The sequence below is a fragment of the Mesorhizobium sp. M0870 genome, assembly GCF_040319775.1.
GTDB lineage: Bacteria > Pseudomonadota > Alphaproteobacteria > Rhizobiales > Rhizobiaceae > Mesorhizobium.
In genome coordinates, this window is the sequence record NZ_JAMYOI010000023.1 from 99,457 (window position 1) to 113,279 (window position 13,823).

General features: G+C 61.4%; 16 protein-coding genes. 1 reads left to right on the forward strand and 15 read right to left on the reverse strand.

What is annotated here, in order from left to right; translation table 11 throughout:
* Nucleotides 1-42: 42 nt before the first annotated feature.
* From NKH97_RS24455 to NKH97_RS24495, 9 genes are all read right to left on the reverse strand, one after another.
* Nucleotides 43-468, reverse strand: a complete 426-nt coding sequence (locus NKH97_RS24455) for a hypothetical protein (protein WP_023814092.1) — start codon at nt 466-468, stop codon at nt 43-45.
* A 472-nt stretch (nt 469-940) separates the two neighbouring features.
* Nucleotides 941-1,267: a hypothetical protein gene (locus NKH97_RS24460; protein WP_023814094.1), complete on the reverse strand. Its 327-nt coding sequence runs from the start codon at nt 1,265-1,267 to the stop codon at nt 941-943.
* 103 nt (nt 1,268-1,370) lie between these two features.
* Nucleotides 1,371-1,796: a hypothetical protein gene (locus NKH97_RS24465; RefSeq protein WP_023814095.1), complete on the reverse strand. Its 426-nt coding sequence runs from the start codon at nt 1,794-1,796 to the stop codon at nt 1,371-1,373.
* Entirely contained in the window at nt 1,796-2,287 is a 492-nt protein-coding gene (locus tag NKH97_RS24470) for a hypothetical protein (protein ID WP_155930625.1), read from the reverse strand. Before NKH97_RS24470 ends, NKH97_RS24465 begins: the two co-directional genes overlap by 1 nt.
* Nucleotides 2,248-3,183: a hypothetical protein gene (locus NKH97_RS24475; protein ID WP_023814097.1), complete on the reverse strand. Its 936-nt coding sequence runs from the start codon at nt 3,181-3,183 to the stop codon at nt 2,248-2,250. Before NKH97_RS24475 ends, NKH97_RS24470 begins: the two co-directional genes overlap by 40 nt.
* A complete protein-coding gene (locus tag NKH97_RS24480; protein ID WP_023814098.1) occupies nt 3,180-4,295 on the reverse strand; it encodes a hypothetical protein in 1,116 nt (371 codons plus the stop codon). The genes NKH97_RS24475 and NKH97_RS24480 overlap by 4 nt, the downstream gene beginning before the upstream one ends.
* 279 nt (nt 4,296-4,574) lie before the next feature.
* On the reverse strand, nt 4,575-5,564 hold the full coding sequence (locus NKH97_RS24485; RefSeq protein WP_352554723.1) for a Coat protein: 990 nt from the start codon (nt 5,562-5,564) through the stop codon (nt 4,575-4,577).
* A gap of 181 nt (nt 5,565-5,745) precedes the next feature.
* Nucleotides 5,746-6,657, reverse strand: coding sequence for a hypothetical protein (locus NKH97_RS24490; protein ID WP_352441223.1), 912 nt, complete (start codon nt 6,655-6,657; stop codon nt 5,746-5,748).
* Between the two features lie 205 nt (nt 6,658-6,862).
* The gene (locus NKH97_RS24495) at nt 6,863-7,432 is read right to left on the reverse strand and encodes a hypothetical protein (RefSeq protein WP_352441224.1); all 570 of its coding nucleotides are present in this window, start codon (nt 7,430-7,432) and stop codon (nt 6,863-6,865) included.
* Between the two features lie 257 nt (nt 7,433-7,689).
* On the opposite strand from NKH97_RS24495, the gene NKH97_RS24500 reads away from it, so the two are divergent.
* Nucleotides 7,690-8,004, forward strand: coding sequence for a YMGG-like glycine zipper-containing protein (locus tag NKH97_RS24500; RefSeq protein ID WP_027040217.1), 315 nt, complete (start codon nt 7,690-7,692; stop codon nt 8,002-8,004).
* 201 nt (nt 8,005-8,205) lie between these two features.
* Here the strand turns inward: NKH97_RS24500 and NKH97_RS24505 are convergent, their stop codons facing one another.
* From NKH97_RS24505 to NKH97_RS24530, 6 genes are all read right to left on the reverse strand, one after another.
* A complete protein-coding gene (locus NKH97_RS24505) occupies nt 8,206-8,667 on the reverse strand; it encodes a hypothetical protein (RefSeq protein ID WP_352441225.1) in 462 nt (153 codons plus the stop codon).
* Nucleotides 8,668-8,748: 81 nt separating this feature from the next.
* Nucleotides 8,749-9,180, reverse strand: a complete 432-nt coding sequence (locus NKH97_RS24510; protein ID WP_352441226.1) for a hypothetical protein — start codon at nt 9,178-9,180, stop codon at nt 8,749-8,751.
* Nucleotides 9,177-9,449: a hypothetical protein gene (locus NKH97_RS24515; protein WP_352441227.1), complete on the reverse strand. Its 273-nt coding sequence runs from the start codon at nt 9,447-9,449 to the stop codon at nt 9,177-9,179. Before NKH97_RS24515 ends, NKH97_RS24510 begins: the two co-directional genes overlap by 4 nt.
* Before the next feature lie 12 nt (nt 9,450-9,461).
* Nucleotides 9,462-11,201 (reverse strand): hypothetical protein, encoded by a 1,740-nt coding sequence (locus NKH97_RS24520; protein WP_352441228.1) that lies wholly within the window; start codon nt 11,199-11,201, stop codon nt 9,462-9,464.
* 253 nt (nt 11,202-11,454) lie between these two features.
* Nucleotides 11,455-11,778, reverse strand: coding sequence for a Bbp19 family protein (locus NKH97_RS24525; protein ID WP_352441229.1), 324 nt, complete (start codon nt 11,776-11,778; stop codon nt 11,455-11,457).
* Nucleotides 11,775-13,544: a portal protein gene (locus NKH97_RS24530; protein WP_352798943.1), complete on the reverse strand. Its 1,770-nt coding sequence runs from the start codon at nt 13,542-13,544 to the stop codon at nt 11,775-11,777. The genes NKH97_RS24525 and NKH97_RS24530 overlap by 4 nt, the downstream gene beginning before the upstream one ends.
* Between the last annotated feature and the right edge of the window lie 279 nt (nt 13,545-13,823).

Sequence of the window (13,823 nt, forward strand, 5' to 3'; positions counted from 1 at the left end):
GACAAAAATGAGCCGTCGTCGCAATTCAAAAGCGTAATCCCGTTACTGTTCGTAAGGCTCGACCACGGCAAACGGTATTCCCAACGACTCCAGCAGATCGAGAATGCGTTGCGAGATGACGAGGCGATAATCTGCTGCGATACCGAAGTCGTCGCGGCCAGCCTCGCCATTCACTTTCAACCAGACAAATGGCGGAAGTTCCTGCCCAGGCTGGTCCTCATGGAACTCTTCGGAGGTTGTCACTTCGACTTCGGCGAACGTCGCACCTGAAAAGCCCATCTTGTGCAGAGCGCGCTGGGTTTCTTCGGTGGCGAGGTAACACGGGAACGTCGTAACGAGCACATCGCCGAACCAGCCCTCTACCTCGTAGTGAAGCTTGGTCACAATCGGCGGATGGACACTCGTGTCAAGAACGGTGTGGTTGCCAAGCCCACCAGCAACGTTCGGTTCTATGTAAAAATATTGCATCACTCACCTATCGGAGGATTGAACAGATTTCAGTATTTCTTATCGAGGTAATGGCGATTATTGATCATCCCCGTTGACGGGGAGAAGGTCCCGGCAGGAGGTTGAGGGGCAGCGAAGGTCTGAAAATCTGGCGCTACAGAACGCCCAATCCGCGAAGTTGTTGTCCACGAATATCTCGGCAAATCTCTCGGGCGGGAGGGTCGTGCCGTTGACGCGAGCGATTTTGAGATTCCTTGCCCACATATCCCGATTGCTGCCGGGATTCCTCCGGGCATGTGCATGGCTTGGGCAATTGCGTGATGCCACCGTCCATCGCCACCAAACAGAGATTGCAGTTTGGGGGCCATTCTTTTCAAGCCCTCTTCCGACTCTTGAGAAAGTTCTCCGATCGCCCAGAGCACATAAACATCCAGCAGTCTAAGCAGCGGCTGTCCGTCATAACGTGGGTTAGTCGACATTTAACCTTCACGCATCATAGGTGGCATAATAAATAACGCGTTCGCAGATAGCGGAAACGCTTGGCTTTTCTTTCTGCGGATGCAACCAAAGCCTCGGTAATCTCGATCGCAAGGTTGATTTCGAGAAAGTATGCCAGGCCCTCTTTAGCTGCCTCGGCTGGTACCAACACCCCATCCTGCTGAGGCAAAACCATTGCGTCTGAATCCTCGGTCCAAGGCTCCGCCGCGTAGATTGTGGGCTCCGCTGCGTAGACCGGGTCCTCCTCGTCAAATTCCGACAACCGTCCAACGATATCCAGCAACTTCATTTTTTCCCCATAGGGAAAATCCTCCTCGGCCATTCGGATGCAGTGTCTTCTGGAATTACGGTGACAGTGCACGCTGCAGTCACATGGTGCAGCCGACAAAAGACGGACTGTTATCGCATTCAACAAGCGTAATCCGTTACTGCTCGTAGGGTTCGACCACTGCAAACGGTATTCCCAATGATTCCAGCAAATCAAGAATGCGCTCCGAGATGACAAGGCGATAGTTTGCTGCGATCCCGAAGTCGTCGCGGCCAGCCTTCCCATTCACTTTCAACCAGACGAAAGGTGGAAGTTCCTGCCCAGGTTGATATTCATGAAACTCTTCGGATGTCGTCACTTCGGCTTCAGCGAACGTCGCACCCGAAAAACCTATGTTCTGCAGTGCACGCTGGGTTTCTTCGGTGACGAGGTAACACGGGAACGTCGTAACGAGCACATCACCGGTCCAGCCCTCTACCACGTAGTGGAGCTTGGTCACAATCGGAGGATGGACGCTGGGGTCCAAAACGGTGTTTCTGCCAAGCCCACCAGCCACATCAGGTCTGATATAGAAATACTGCATTATCCACCTATTGGAGGGTTGAACAGATGTCCGTATTTTTTGTCGATATAAGCCACGTAGTCCAGCACCTGCTGACGAGTGGCCTGAGGATGCGACGCATAAAATTCGTCCCATTCGTATCGGAAAATTTTGTTGTGCAAGAGGTTGTCCAAGCTTTTAGGAATCCCACGCAGATTCTGAAGCGAGTGCATCTCCTCTTCGGCCACGAGCCCGAGATATCTGTTCAAGATTTGCTGCTCAGCCGCGTGGTGGACCACAACTTCACCCTCCAGTTTCGGGTTCGCGTCGAGAAACGTTTTGCGGTAATTTTTTGAAAGAGCCTTGCCAAACGATGCCCCCGCGTACTTTATCTTTGAGGGGTCTCTCGCGATTGACTTTATTATTTCAAGAAGCTCGGCCTTGTCGGGCTTTGCACCTGTGCCCAAGCGGTAAGCGGCCTCATTTGCTGCATTTACTGCACGAGCCTCCGCACCGACGGCTTGGCGAGCCACCGCGCCCTCAGCGGCAAGCTCCGATGTGGCGCGCGAACCACTTGTTGCAAACTCCTCCAGCGGTTTGGCAAACTTGCCGGTCCCGCCGCGGATATGGCCAAGCCTTTTGCAACAGCTTCGCCGACTGTCTCTAATGCCAAGCGCCCTTCAGCAACCGCCCCCGAGCCAGGGGTGGCGGGCAGTTGCTCAAGGAAACCCAAAGGAGAATCGTGCAGATCCTGGAGAGCTATCCCAATGTCATGCGGGATTCGGCCTAGGGCCTCGAAACCCTCGCTCAGATAATCGCCGAAGTCGTCCGCAGCTCGTTGGAGTGCAGACCGGGCTTCGCCAGGAGGCGCTGATGGAAGCCGTCCTTGCACTGTCGCAGCAGTGACGATCGGGCCGACTTGGGCCGATCGAGAAAGGCCAGCTTGATCCAACTGCTGAGATAAGGCCTGGCGGACACCCGGATCGGGCGCTGCTGCTAGAAGATCACGCAGGATGATGTCCTTCTTAGCCTGCGGCATGTTTTTGTCGCCGAAGGTGTCAGCTATGCTTTGGACAACGGCCTTCGGCAGAGGTTGAGGGGTCTCGATGCCGAGTTGCCTCTGGGCTGCGACAGAGACGGCGATGGCCCATTTGTACGCCTCCGGATTGCCGGTCTCCGACTTGCCATCCGGGCTCGTTGTCGCCTTCCACGCGGCGTCGACATTGGGGAAGACCTCGCGGACGTAGCCAGCAGGGTCCGCCCGCCTCATGTCCAGGGTCTTGAGCGCAGCGGCAGCCGTAACCCGATACCGTGTCTCCTCTTCGTTGGAGCCGACCGGCCCAGGCTCCGCATCGCGCAGCGCTGCGTGGATCGCCTGGTTGGGCATCGTCCGCATGCCAAAGGCTTGGCGGCCGACATCCATCTTCAAGCTGAAGTCTTGGTACCGATCGCCGCCCTCCTCGGCGCCATAACGGCGGCGAAGTCGGCGGGGCTGGGCATCTTGCCGGAATAGCTTCCCGTATTGGCGATCGCGTTCGGGGCGTTCTGCGCAGCGAGAGCGATGTTGGTGCGCGCCTCGATCAATTGGGCCGTATTCGCGGCGTGTGCCTGGTTGATCAGCCGCTGAATGTCATCTGGAGACAGGTCGGCGAGATGGTCGGTTGCGGGCTTGATCGCCGTATCAGGCGCCGGAGCAATGTCCCCAAACGCCTGCGCCACGCGCTCGTCTGGCGTGAGCTTGCCAACGCGATCGCCTTTCGCGGCAGCCGCCTCTGATCTGCCCGAGGCAAGAACCCAAGTGATCGGCTGAACGTCTCCCGAAGACTCTTCCGGGGTCCTGACACCAAACGTCTCCAGCGCGCGTTTCGGATCCTTGGCGATCAGCGCCTCGAAACGCGTCTTGGCCGCGGTGCCGAACCAGTCCTTCACCTTCTGCTGTCTGATCCCGGGGTCGAGCCCCATCTTGGCGATCAAGTCGAGCCCTTCCTGGCGGGCTACTTCGAAGGTGACAGGATCGTCGGGATCGGCGTTGCCGATGGCGATGCCGCTGGTCGTGAGCACCGTGTCGACCTGCGCTTGTTCATAGTCTTCGCGCTGCTGAAGCTGCCGCTGCGCCATGCGCAGCGAGCCAACCCTGCGCATCGTCTCCTTGTGCTCGGCGAAAGCGGCGCGCTGGCTCTCAGGCATGTTCGGCAAAGCCTTGTCGAACAGCCTGTCGAACAGGCCGGTCTTGACGACCCTGCCGTCGTACGCATTGACCTGGCCGTACATGGTCTCATGCAGGCCGGCGCCGTCAGCCGGGGCGTTGGCCGTCACCTCATCTTCCGCCTGCGCGATCTGGCCGTGGAAGCGGCGGCGGGCCAATTCGGCGTCGAACGCCTCCTGCTGGTCCTTCATCTGCTGGTAGCGCTCGGCGACAGCGGAAAGGTGATCGCCCAGCCCGTGCATGGCGCCGCCGATTGGCGACCCCTGCGGATATTGCGGCGCGTTGCCGGTGTCGAGCCGGCGCTGGCCAATGGAAAGGGGGATGATGTGTACCATGGCTGTTCCCTGCTCACGAAGCACTGAGGGCTGAACGGCCGAAAATCACCCGGCCGCTGCGGCACGGCCGGCAATGGCGCTCGAGGCCGATGCCTTCGTCGGATCCGGATTTTGGAGAGGCCGCCAACGAGCGTGTTGCCCACGCATTGATTCGGCGGGCCAATCCTGTGCCGGCGACGGATTCCGGCTCTGTTTGTCACGCCAGGATCGGAACATGGTCGGCGCCAAGTTTAGAAAAGAAGCGGGAGCGCATCGCCCCCGCCCCCCGCCTCGGTCCTATCAGGCCTCGGTCGTCTTCAGCGCGATGAACGTCATGTTCTTGACGCTCGACGCGGTGCGGTCCCAGTTCGCAGCCAGCGCCAGTTCCGCATCGGTGGCGAATTCGCCGGCCGAGGAGGCGTCGAGGAAGCGGGTGCCGGGCACATGCGGCACAAAATGCCGGCGGCCGACCATTTCGGTGATGCCGCCGCCATGGCCCTGGCGCGGCTTGCGGTCGAACTCCAGCGGGCCGCCCTCGGTGTTGACCGGCAGCTCGTTCCACAGGATCGCCTTGTCCTTGAACATGAAGGCGGTGTAGACGCCCGCCGTGACCGGGATATCGTCGTCGACCACGGCCCGCAGACCCATATAATAGGGGATCAGCGGTCCGCCCTGCTCGGAAGACGGCACATAGTCGATGAGGTCGGCGAGCTTCAGCGCCTTCATCTGCTTGGAGTGCATCCAGATCGTCTTGAACTTGTCCGCGCGGTCGCCCATCAGATAGGCGGCCTCGATGATGTCGGTGTCGACGATGGAGGCGCCGGTGGTGCGCACCAGGTCGCCGCCGTCATTGGCGACGTTGTCAGCGACGACGCCTTTCAGGATGCCGAGCAGGGTCAGCTTGTTGGCGCGCTGCCAGTACTCGGTCTGCCGCTTGACGATCAGCTTCTGCGGATCGTCGCCGGCTAGGATCGAGGTCAGGTCCGGAACGCCCCACGCCTGGGCGCGGACATTGCGGGCGGCGACCTCGCGGCGCGAGCCGATCTTCTTCATCTCGATGGAATCAGCCGGATCGTCATTGACCGGTTCGGACGGATCGTTGCCGAGGTCCTTCCAGCCGGGCATGTCGACGGAGCGGCCGCCCATCGACAGCTTTGACGAGATGGCCGGGTCGGAAAACAGGATTCCGGCCTGGTAGATCTCGAGCGACTGCACATGTTCCTCGAAAGCATATTGCGCATAGACGGACGGAACGATCGCGTCCGCGATACGGGTGTAGGCATCTGCCATTTTTCTCTTCCTTCAGGTTTGGGTTGGCGGCGGGTGCCCCCTCACCCAGCCTCTGCTTCGCTCGGCTGACCTCTCCGGGGGAGAGGAGACTTGCGACGTCGGCGCGCCTCTTCTCCCTGACGAGGAGAAGGTGGACGCGAAGCGGCCGGATGAGGGGCGTTTCAGTGCGGCTGATCGATCGTCAGCGCGGGTTGTTGGGCATCCAGCGGTCGGGGTTCTCCCCGGCCTCGCGAGCCAGCCGTCGGGCGCGGGCGGGGTCGCTTTTGACGAGGGCTGAGATATCAGTCAGGTTGCGTTCGCCGGCGGCGTTGCGCTTGAACGGATTGGCTCCGCTCCGACCAGCACCGCCGTCGATCGTGTCTTCGCGGAACATCGCCTCGCCGATCGCCTGGAACGCCCTGGCGATCTGCGGATCGGTCAGCGCCCCGTTGGGCAGAAGGATGCCCTTCGCCTTGTAGGCGTCGACCAGGCCGAGCTTTTTCATCGCCCGGTTGGCGACCTCCAGCTTCTGGCGAAAGCCGTCGCTGTCGGTCGGTCCCCAGTCCCTGACAAGGTCGTCATGGGTGGCTTCGACCGAGCGGGCGAGCGCGGTTTCCTGACGCGCGGCCTGCTCGGCCATGTAGCCGACGAACTTGTCATGATAGGCCTGCGCGGTCTTCGGCGAAGCACCCGCCTCGACCGCCCAGGCCTTGGATGCGTTGGCGAGTTCGTCCGAATAGGCGAAGTTTTCCGGCAGTCCTTCCGGCCTGATGTATTCGACCTTCTCGGACGAGGTGACCGGACGCATGGCCTCGGGCAGCCGGGCATGAAACCGGTCCCAGTCTTCCCGCGATGCGTCCGGGGCGGGAACGCGCAGGCTCTCACCCTGCTGCCGCTCCAGCTCCGCATAGGATGTGAAAACCCGATCGAGGCTTTCAGGCTTGGTCCAGCCCTTGGTTTCAGCGAGCTTGCGGTTGCCTTCGGAAAGACCGTCAAACCAACTTTTGGCGGCAGGCGCGGCGGACCCGTTGTCCGCGCCTGCCGGTGACTGTGCCGGGTTGCCCGCCGGCTGCGCACGCGCCGCCACGGACCCGGCGTCTGCCAGATCTGTCATGTGTGAGATTCCTTTGTTGAGGTTAGAAAAGACCCGACGGCAAAGCTTGGTATCTCCCCCCTCGAGGGGGAGATGGCCGGCAGGCCAGAGGGGGTCGCCGCGCGTGGAGCGCCAACTTCATTCGTCGCCGGGAGTCGCGCCCAGTCGAACCGACCCCCTCTGTCGCCTTCGGCGACATCTCCCCCTCGAGGGGGGAGATTAGCGCTTAGACGTCGCCCCAGTTCTCCCAAAGCAGCGTGATTGTTCCGGTCACGGCAATCGTCCCGTCAGCGTCGATATCGGAACCGGTTGCAAACGCGAGGTTGAGATGGAGATCGACCGGCGTCGTGGTGCCATCCAGCGTCACTGCGGCGGCGATGTCGGCAACCGAAGCCGTGGACAGTGCGGCGCCGGCGCCGTCGAGCGTGCGGGCCGTCGACGCCAGCACATTGACCATGGTTCCAGCCAGCGTCGCGCTCGATGCCGCCGCCGAACCGAGCGACCAGTTCAGCGCTGCATTGTCGTTGATGGTCGCCGCGCGGGTACCGAGCACAGCGAACTGCAATCTTGCCGTGCCGCCCTTGATGCGCACCTTGCCCTCGATGAAGTCGAAGATCTTTTGGGCAGCATAGGCCAGCGCATCGGTGACCGGCACCTGCATGCCGGCGAAGGTGAAGACGGTGCGATACGATCCGCCCTGCCCTGTGGTGACGGCTTTCAGGCCGGGCCTGGGCGGGGCAAGGCCGGCCTCGCGGGCGGCGGCGCGGACAAGCGTCCGGGGAAGACCTCGGGTCATGGCATTTCTCCATTGGTGAGTGAAATTCTGGAAGCCCGACCGAGTGAACCCCGGCACCGGGCCGAACCATCGAAGGCTGAATCATTTTGACAAGGAGCGGCGCTAGCGCCTTGTTCGAAAGAGGTGTTTTCGGCCCTCGGCCCATCAACGCCCGAGAAACCATGTCTTATATCGTGAGGCCGCGTGCCCCCGTTCCGCCGCAATGCGAACGCACGGGACGAGCCATAGGGATTTCAGGCCTTCAAGGGAGACCGCACATGAACTTTCACAAAGCCATAGCCGCCGTGCTGATGACTGCAGCACTGGCAGGCTGCGCGCAGACCGAGGGGCAGCAGCGGGCCGGGACCGGCGCGCTGATCGGCGGCGCCGGCGGCGCCCTCGTCGGCCAGGCCATCGGCGGCAACACCGAAAGCACGCTCATCGGCGCCGGTGCCGGCGCCCTGCTCGGCGCGGTTGTCGGCAGCTCCACCACGCCGCAGCGCCGCGGCGAACAGATGTGCCGCTACCAGGACCGCCGCGGCCGCATCTACACGGCACCCTGCGACGACCGGTACTACAACGGCGATTATTGAGGCGCTGATCTTCCCTTCTCCCCCCTGTGGGAGAAGGTGGCCGCGCAGCGGCCGGATGAGGGGTGTTCCAGCTTGGCGACACCCTTTTCCGAATTGCGGTGACAGTGCACTATTTTCCAGTTCTCAGCCCAAACGTTCGCTGCAGTCACATCGGTGCAGCCGACAAATGAACTGTCATCGCAATTAAAAAGCGCGATCCCGTTACTGTTCGTAGGGTTCGACCACTGCAAACGGTATTCCCAACGACTCCAGCAAATCAAGAATGCGTTTAGAAATGACGAGACGGAAGGGTGTTGCGATCCCGAAATCGTCGCGGCCAGCCTTCCCGTTTACCTTCAGCCAGACGAAAGGTGGTAGCTCCAGCCCGGGTTGATCCTCTTGACACTCTTCCGAGGTAGTCACCTCGGCCTCGGCGAACGTCGCACCTGAAAAGCCCATCTTCTGCAGTGCGCGCTGGGTTTCTTCAGTAACGAGGAAACAGGGGAATGTCGCAACGATCACATCGCCGAACCAGCCTTCTACCTCATAGTGAAGCTTGGTCACGATTGGCGGATGGACGCTCGAGTCGAGAACGGTGTTTTCGCCGATCCCGCCAGCGACGTTCGGCCTTATTTTGAAGTATCCGGTCGACCCGTTGGTCGGATGCCCCCCGTGCCGCCTCATGTGTCTCTCCCGCGAATTTCGCCCTCAGGCCAGCAATCCATCGCTTCAACACCGCCCCCCAAAGAGCCAGGGCCGAGGCCATCAAGACGCTTCAAAAGGCTCAATCAAGGCATTGGAGATCCCCAATGGCTTGAGGGCATCGAGCACGCGCTCGGAAACGACTAGGCGGAGATCTTTCGCCATTCCGAAATCATCGCGACCGGCATCCCCGTTCACTTTCAGCCATACGAAGGGCGGAAGCTTCTGGTCCGGTTGCATTTCCTCGAACAATTCAGAAGTGGTCACCTCGACCTTGTCGAAGGTTACGCCTGAAAATTCACTCTTGAGAATTTTCTCTGCAACATCTTCGGTGACTAGATAGCACGGGAATGACGCCACCATCCTGTCCCCCAACCACCCATCAAACTCATAATGTAAACGGGTTACGAGAGGGGGATGGACACTCGCGTCCAAAATGATGTTATCGCCAAAACCACCAGATACCTCTGGCTCAAGATAATAATATATTTTCATAATTTATTGATCTCAGGAAAATCGAAATCTGACTTAGAGGCCGGTCCATGCAAATTTTCTACGATGTCTTTATACTTACTACCAACAACTTCAACCACTTCGAAATATTGAAATCCCATCAGCCTTCCAACGATTTTTTTGAGGAAATCGAATTCTTCTTTGCTCCTTAAATCTCTTCTATCAAGCAAGAATTCATTCAGAGCCTTAGAGGTGCCAAGAATTAATTGCACAATAGCCTCTGCATCATCTCTGCGGAGATTGTCTACCATTTAATTCGTCCTTCAATGCCCGTAATTTTCCATACACCTGGCCATACAATAGTGGAATGGTGCTCCGTCGTACGTGCCGGTGGGCAGTGTGGCGTTGGTGCAAAAGTCGATACACAAATTCCTCGCGACTGACTTTGATATACCAGCTACCTCGACGGAAGGATAGATGTTCTCATTTTGTTCATACATTGCGGACGCGGTCTGCTGGTTCTCCAACGCCTCAGAACGTTGCCCGCTCCCCGAATTCGGTTCAGACGCATCGGTTGATGCATCTAGTGTACCTGCTTCCGTGTCGCTCGCATGGTGCAGCAGTTCACGGATATCTAGTGCGCTGGTCGGGTCGGCCGAGAATGAATTTGGCAAGGGTTGGATGTTCTCAAAATCCAACTGTTCTTGAGCAGCAATAGAACGGGCAATTGCGACTTGATAGGCGGCCGGATCGTTGCCGTCCGGGCTCGTTGCCGCCCTCCACGCGGCGTCGACATTGGCGAAGACATCGCGAACGTAGCCAGCAGGGTCCGCCCGCCTCATGCCCAGAGTCTTGAGCGCAGCGGCAGCCGTAACCTGATACCGTGTCTGCTCGTCCTCGGAACTGCCCGCCGCAGGCTCGGCATCACGCAGTGCTGCGTGGATCGCCTGGATGGGCATCGTCCGCATGCCAAAGGCTTGGCGGCCGACATCCATCTTTACGCTGAAGTCCTGGTACCGATTGCCGCCCTCCTCCGCGCCATAAACGGCCGCGAAGTCAGCGGGGCTGGGCATCTTGCCGGAATAGCTGCCCGTATTGGCGATTGCGTCCGGAGCGTTCTGCGAAGCGAGGGCGATGTTGGTGCGCGCCTCGATCAGTTGGGCCGTGGTCGCGGCGTGTGCCTGGTCGATCAGCCGCTGAAAGTCATCTGGAGATAGGTCGGCGAGATGGTCGGCTGCCGGCTTGGTCGCGATCAGATCGGGCGCCGGAGCACGGTCCTTAAACGCCTGCGCCACTGCTTCATCAGGTGTTTTCTTGCCGAGGCGGTCGCCGGAGGCCTCGCTGCCGGAGGCCGGCGTCCCGACACCAAATATCTCCAACGCCCGTTTCGGATCCTTGGCGATCAACGCCTCGAAGCGCGTCTTGGCCGCAGTGCCGAACCAATCCTTCACCTTCTGCTGTCTGATCCCTGGGTCGAGCCCCATCTTGTCGATCAGGTCGAGCCCTTCCTGGCGGGCTGCTTCGAAGGTCACGTGATCGTCGGGATTGGCTTTGCCGATGGCGATGGCGCTGGTCTTCAGCGCCGTGTCGACCTCGGCCAACTCATAGTCCTGCCGGCGCTGGAGCTGCCGCAGCGCCATGCGCCGCGCGCCAACCGCGCGCATTACCTGCTTCTGCCTGGCGAAGTTGGCGCGCTGGCTCTCGGGCATATCAGGCAAGGCGACGTCAAATAGCGTGTCGAACAGGCCTGTCTTGACCACCCGGCCGGTGCGCGGATCGACCTGGCCGTACATGGTCTCATGTAGGCCGGCGCCGTCGGCCGGCGCGTTCGCCGCCACCTCATCTTCCGCCTGCGCGATCCGGCCGTTGAACCGGCGCCGTTCCAGCTCGGCGTCGAACGCCTCCTGTTGCTCCTTCATCTGCTGATAGCGCTCGGCGACAGCGGAAAACTGGTCGCGAAGACCCTGCATGGCGCCGCCGATCGGCGATCCCTGCGGGTATTGCACCGCATTGCCGGTATCGAGCCGGCGCTGGGCAATGGAGAGGGGGATGATGCTGACCATCGGCTGTTTCCTGCCCAACTGGCTTTGAACAAAAAGGGCGCGCCGGCGAGCACGGCACGGCCGGGTCGTACGCTGGCTGTCGCGTTCGCGGGTTTTGTCGGATCGATTTTTGGAAGAATCCTGGAGCAGCGGTGCTGCCCGGGCGGGTCGGCTCTGCTCGTCGTCAGCGCGGCCACGTCGCGGAGCCGCGGCGACCGCTATGTCGGGCGCGTCCGATTGATCGGAATGTCGGCGGGACAGCGTCGGCGAACAGCTACCGCTCCTCCGCCCGTGCCGCCTTCTCCAGCGCCACCAGCTGCGCGTCATCGAGCGTTAGGAACCCCATTATGTGCTGCACCACCTCGGCCCGCGCATTGCTCAAGGCGCTGTGCAGTTCGAACCCGTTGGGCGTCCGTGTCCGCGCCATCCACTCGCCATAGGACGGACGCCGGTAATAGCCGGTCGTCGCCGCGAGGTCGGCGAGCACCATCTCGCCGTCCTCGCCGGAAAACACTCGGAGATAGGCCTTGGCCAGCGCGTCGCGCGCCCTGGCAGGGCTGCCGGCCTGCCCGGCATGGGCAAAGCGTTTCCGGCTCATGCGCCACCACCCGTCGGGCCGACGGGCTGCCCGCTTTGACCACTTTGCGCATCTTGGGCGCCGCCCAGCATGTCTTGCAACCCGTCGAGCAGGCCGCTGTCGCGCGCCTGCACCGCTGCCGGCACCGCATCCTTGGCGGCCTTGCCGGCGGTGGCGATCGCCGCCATGCCGGCCTGCGCCTGGCTTGCCTTGGCGCGGGCGTCGCGAAGGCCGTCGACCTCCTCCTTGCGGCGGAAGATGCGCTGCGGGCTGCGGCCGGCGCTCTGCACGATCTTGATCGCCTCGTCGCTGTCGATGTTGTCCATCACGCCTGGATCGAACTGCGCCATCTGCATGGCCGTCGTCACCACCTGGATGGTGTCGCGCGCTTCGGCCGAGCGCCTGAGCACGTCGAGCGGGCCGGTAAAGGTCGGCCGCACCGCCTTGCCGGCCAGGCTCTCCGGCGGCACGAAGCGGCTGTCTTCGTCATAGAGCCCCTTGTCCTCCAGAATGCCGAGCTCGCGATCGAGATTGCTGGCGAAGCCGGCCTGGATGATCGAGCCGGACGGCCCCAGCAGCGCGCCCTTTTCCTCTTGGCGGATCAGCGCCTCGGTAGCCGTCATCTGCGGGTTCTGCACCAGTGTCTGGAACAGGTTGACGAACATCATGTCGCGGATCTCGTCGGCGCGGCTCTGCGCGTAGTTGAAGGCATAGGTCGGGTTCTGCCCGGTCGAGATTGGCGCGATCAGCGGCCGGCCATTGTCGTCGATCAGCCCCGGATAATTCTCGCCCGGATTGAGCACCGGCACGTAGTCGAGCCGGGCCTTCGAGGCGGTCGCCGGATCGGTGATCTGCTGCAAGGCACGCAAGCCCGAACGGCGCACGGCATTTTCCTCGCGCACGGTCGTCAGCGCCTCGATAGCAGGCGAAATGCCATAGGGGTCGCCCTCGTAGCGGCGCCAGTTGAAGGTCGACACCGGAAAGGTCCGAAAACCGCTTTCCCGCACGATCTCCTCCTCGTCCTCGATGACGTGGTAGGAGGCGAAGGCCGTGTCGAGATATTGGTATTGGCCGCCGAGCCGGTACATCTTGCGCTCGTCGCGCGGCTCAATGCACTGGATCAGCGAGATCTTCGTCTCGCATTTGGCCGGATCGTCGACCAGAACCTTGATCTGCGCCGGCAGTTTTTCATAGCCGAGCAGCTGTGCGGCCTGCCGCGCCGTGCGCTCGTAGCGGCGGTGGAAAATGTCGACCTGGCCCCAGCGGTTGCGGCTGAGATAGCCCTCGACCACCGGGATCGAGGCATAGCGAATCAGCGTCGCGCCGAACCCTTCCTCGGCATAGAGATAGGCCGGGCCATAGCGCACGACATTGCGCAGGCAGGCCTGCGTCGCCGGCACGAAATTCGAATTGGCGGAGTAGCGCAGCGCAAACAGGAAATCGCGCAAGGCCTCCGCCCATTCCTTTTCCTCGTCGGTCTCCTCGTCATTCATGGCCGCCGTCGACAGCCCGTGCCATTTTTCCGACTGCGGGATGATCAGGCTTTCCAGCCCGGCGGCCAGCCGATTGGCGGCCGAGTTGATGGTGTTGGCATAGACGCGGGCGCCGCGCCGCTCCTGCCGCTCCGCCTGCGAGTCCTGGCTGCCGGTTCGGCGGCCGCTCCAGATATCGGGCGCATCGGGGTCGCAGAACTCCGCCACCTGCTCCCACACAGCCTCATACTGGCTGCGCTCGCTCTCGAGCTCGGACTGGCGGGACAGGATATCGCGGGCACGGGTGTCGGTCATGGGGTCTCGCTGGGGTGAGGAATGGAAAAGTTGAGAGCAGGTGGCGAAGCTGCTGATCTCCCTCCTTGAGGGGGAGATGGCCGGCAGGCCAGAGGGGGTCGTCTCGCATGGAGCGCTAGCATTCTCTCTTCAAGCCAGAAGGTCGCGTCCCGTCGTACCGACCCCCTCTGTCGCCTTCGGCGACATCTCCCCCTCAAGGGGGTGTTTGGACCGGAGACATCGCGAACAGGTGTGCGAGGACATCGCGAACAGTTTGGCGTGCTTTGCGCCGGGAGGTTC

What these genes read in the sequence shown, in the direction of transcription:
- NKH97_RS24465 (WP_023814095.1), bottom strand. Translation starts at nt 1,796, where the DNA reads ATGCAGTATTTCTATATCAGACCTGATGTGGCTGGTGGGCTTGGCAGA.
- NKH97_RS24500 (WP_027040217.1), top strand. Translation starts at nt 7,690, where the DNA reads ATGAACTTTCACAAAGCCATAGCCGCCGTGCTGATGACTGCAGCACTG.
- NKH97_RS24455 (WP_023814092.1), bottom strand. Translation starts at nt 468, where the DNA reads ATGCAATATTTTTACATAGAACCGAACGTTGCTGGTGGGCTTGGCAAC.
- NKH97_RS24510 (WP_352441226.1), bottom strand. Translation starts at nt 9,180, where the DNA reads ATGAAAATATATTATTATCTTGAGCCAGAGGTATCTGGTGGTTTTGGC.
- NKH97_RS24515 (WP_352441227.1), bottom strand. Translation starts at nt 9,449, where the DNA reads ATGGTAGACAATCTCCGCAGAGATGATGCAGAGGCTATTGTGCAATTA.
- NKH97_RS24520 (WP_352441228.1), bottom strand. Translation starts at nt 11,201, where the DNA reads ATGGTCAGCATCATCCCCCTCTCCATTGCCCAGCGCCGGCTCGATACC.
- NKH97_RS24480 (WP_023814098.1), bottom strand. Translation starts at nt 4,295, where the DNA reads ATGGTACACATCATCCCCCTTTCCATTGGCCAGCGCCGGCTCGACACC.
- NKH97_RS24530 (WP_352798943.1), bottom strand. Translation starts at nt 13,544, where the DNA reads ATGACCGACACCCGTGCCCGCGATATCCTGTCCCGCCAGTCCGAGCTC.
- NKH97_RS24460 (WP_023814094.1), bottom strand. Translation starts at nt 1,267, where the DNA reads ATGGCCGAGGAGGATTTTCCCTATGGGGAAAAAATGAAGTTGCTGGAT.
- NKH97_RS24485 (WP_352554723.1), bottom strand. Translation starts at nt 5,564, where the DNA reads ATGGCAGATGCCTACACCCGTATCGCGGACGCGATCGTTCCGTCCGTC.
- NKH97_RS24495 (WP_352441224.1), bottom strand. Translation starts at nt 7,432, where the DNA reads ATGACCCGAGGTCTTCCCCGGACGCTTGTCCGCGCCGCCGCCCGCGAG.
- NKH97_RS24525 (WP_352441229.1), bottom strand. Translation starts at nt 11,778, where the DNA reads ATGAGCCGGAAACGCTTTGCCCATGCCGGGCAGGCCGGCAGCCCTGCC.
- NKH97_RS24490 (WP_352441223.1), bottom strand. Translation starts at nt 6,657, where the DNA reads ATGACAGATCTGGCAGACGCCGGGTCCGTGGCGGCGCGTGCGCAGCCG.
- NKH97_RS24505 (WP_352441225.1), bottom strand. Translation starts at nt 8,667, where the DNA reads ATGAGGCGGCACGGGGGGCATCCGACCAACGGGTCGACCGGATACTTC.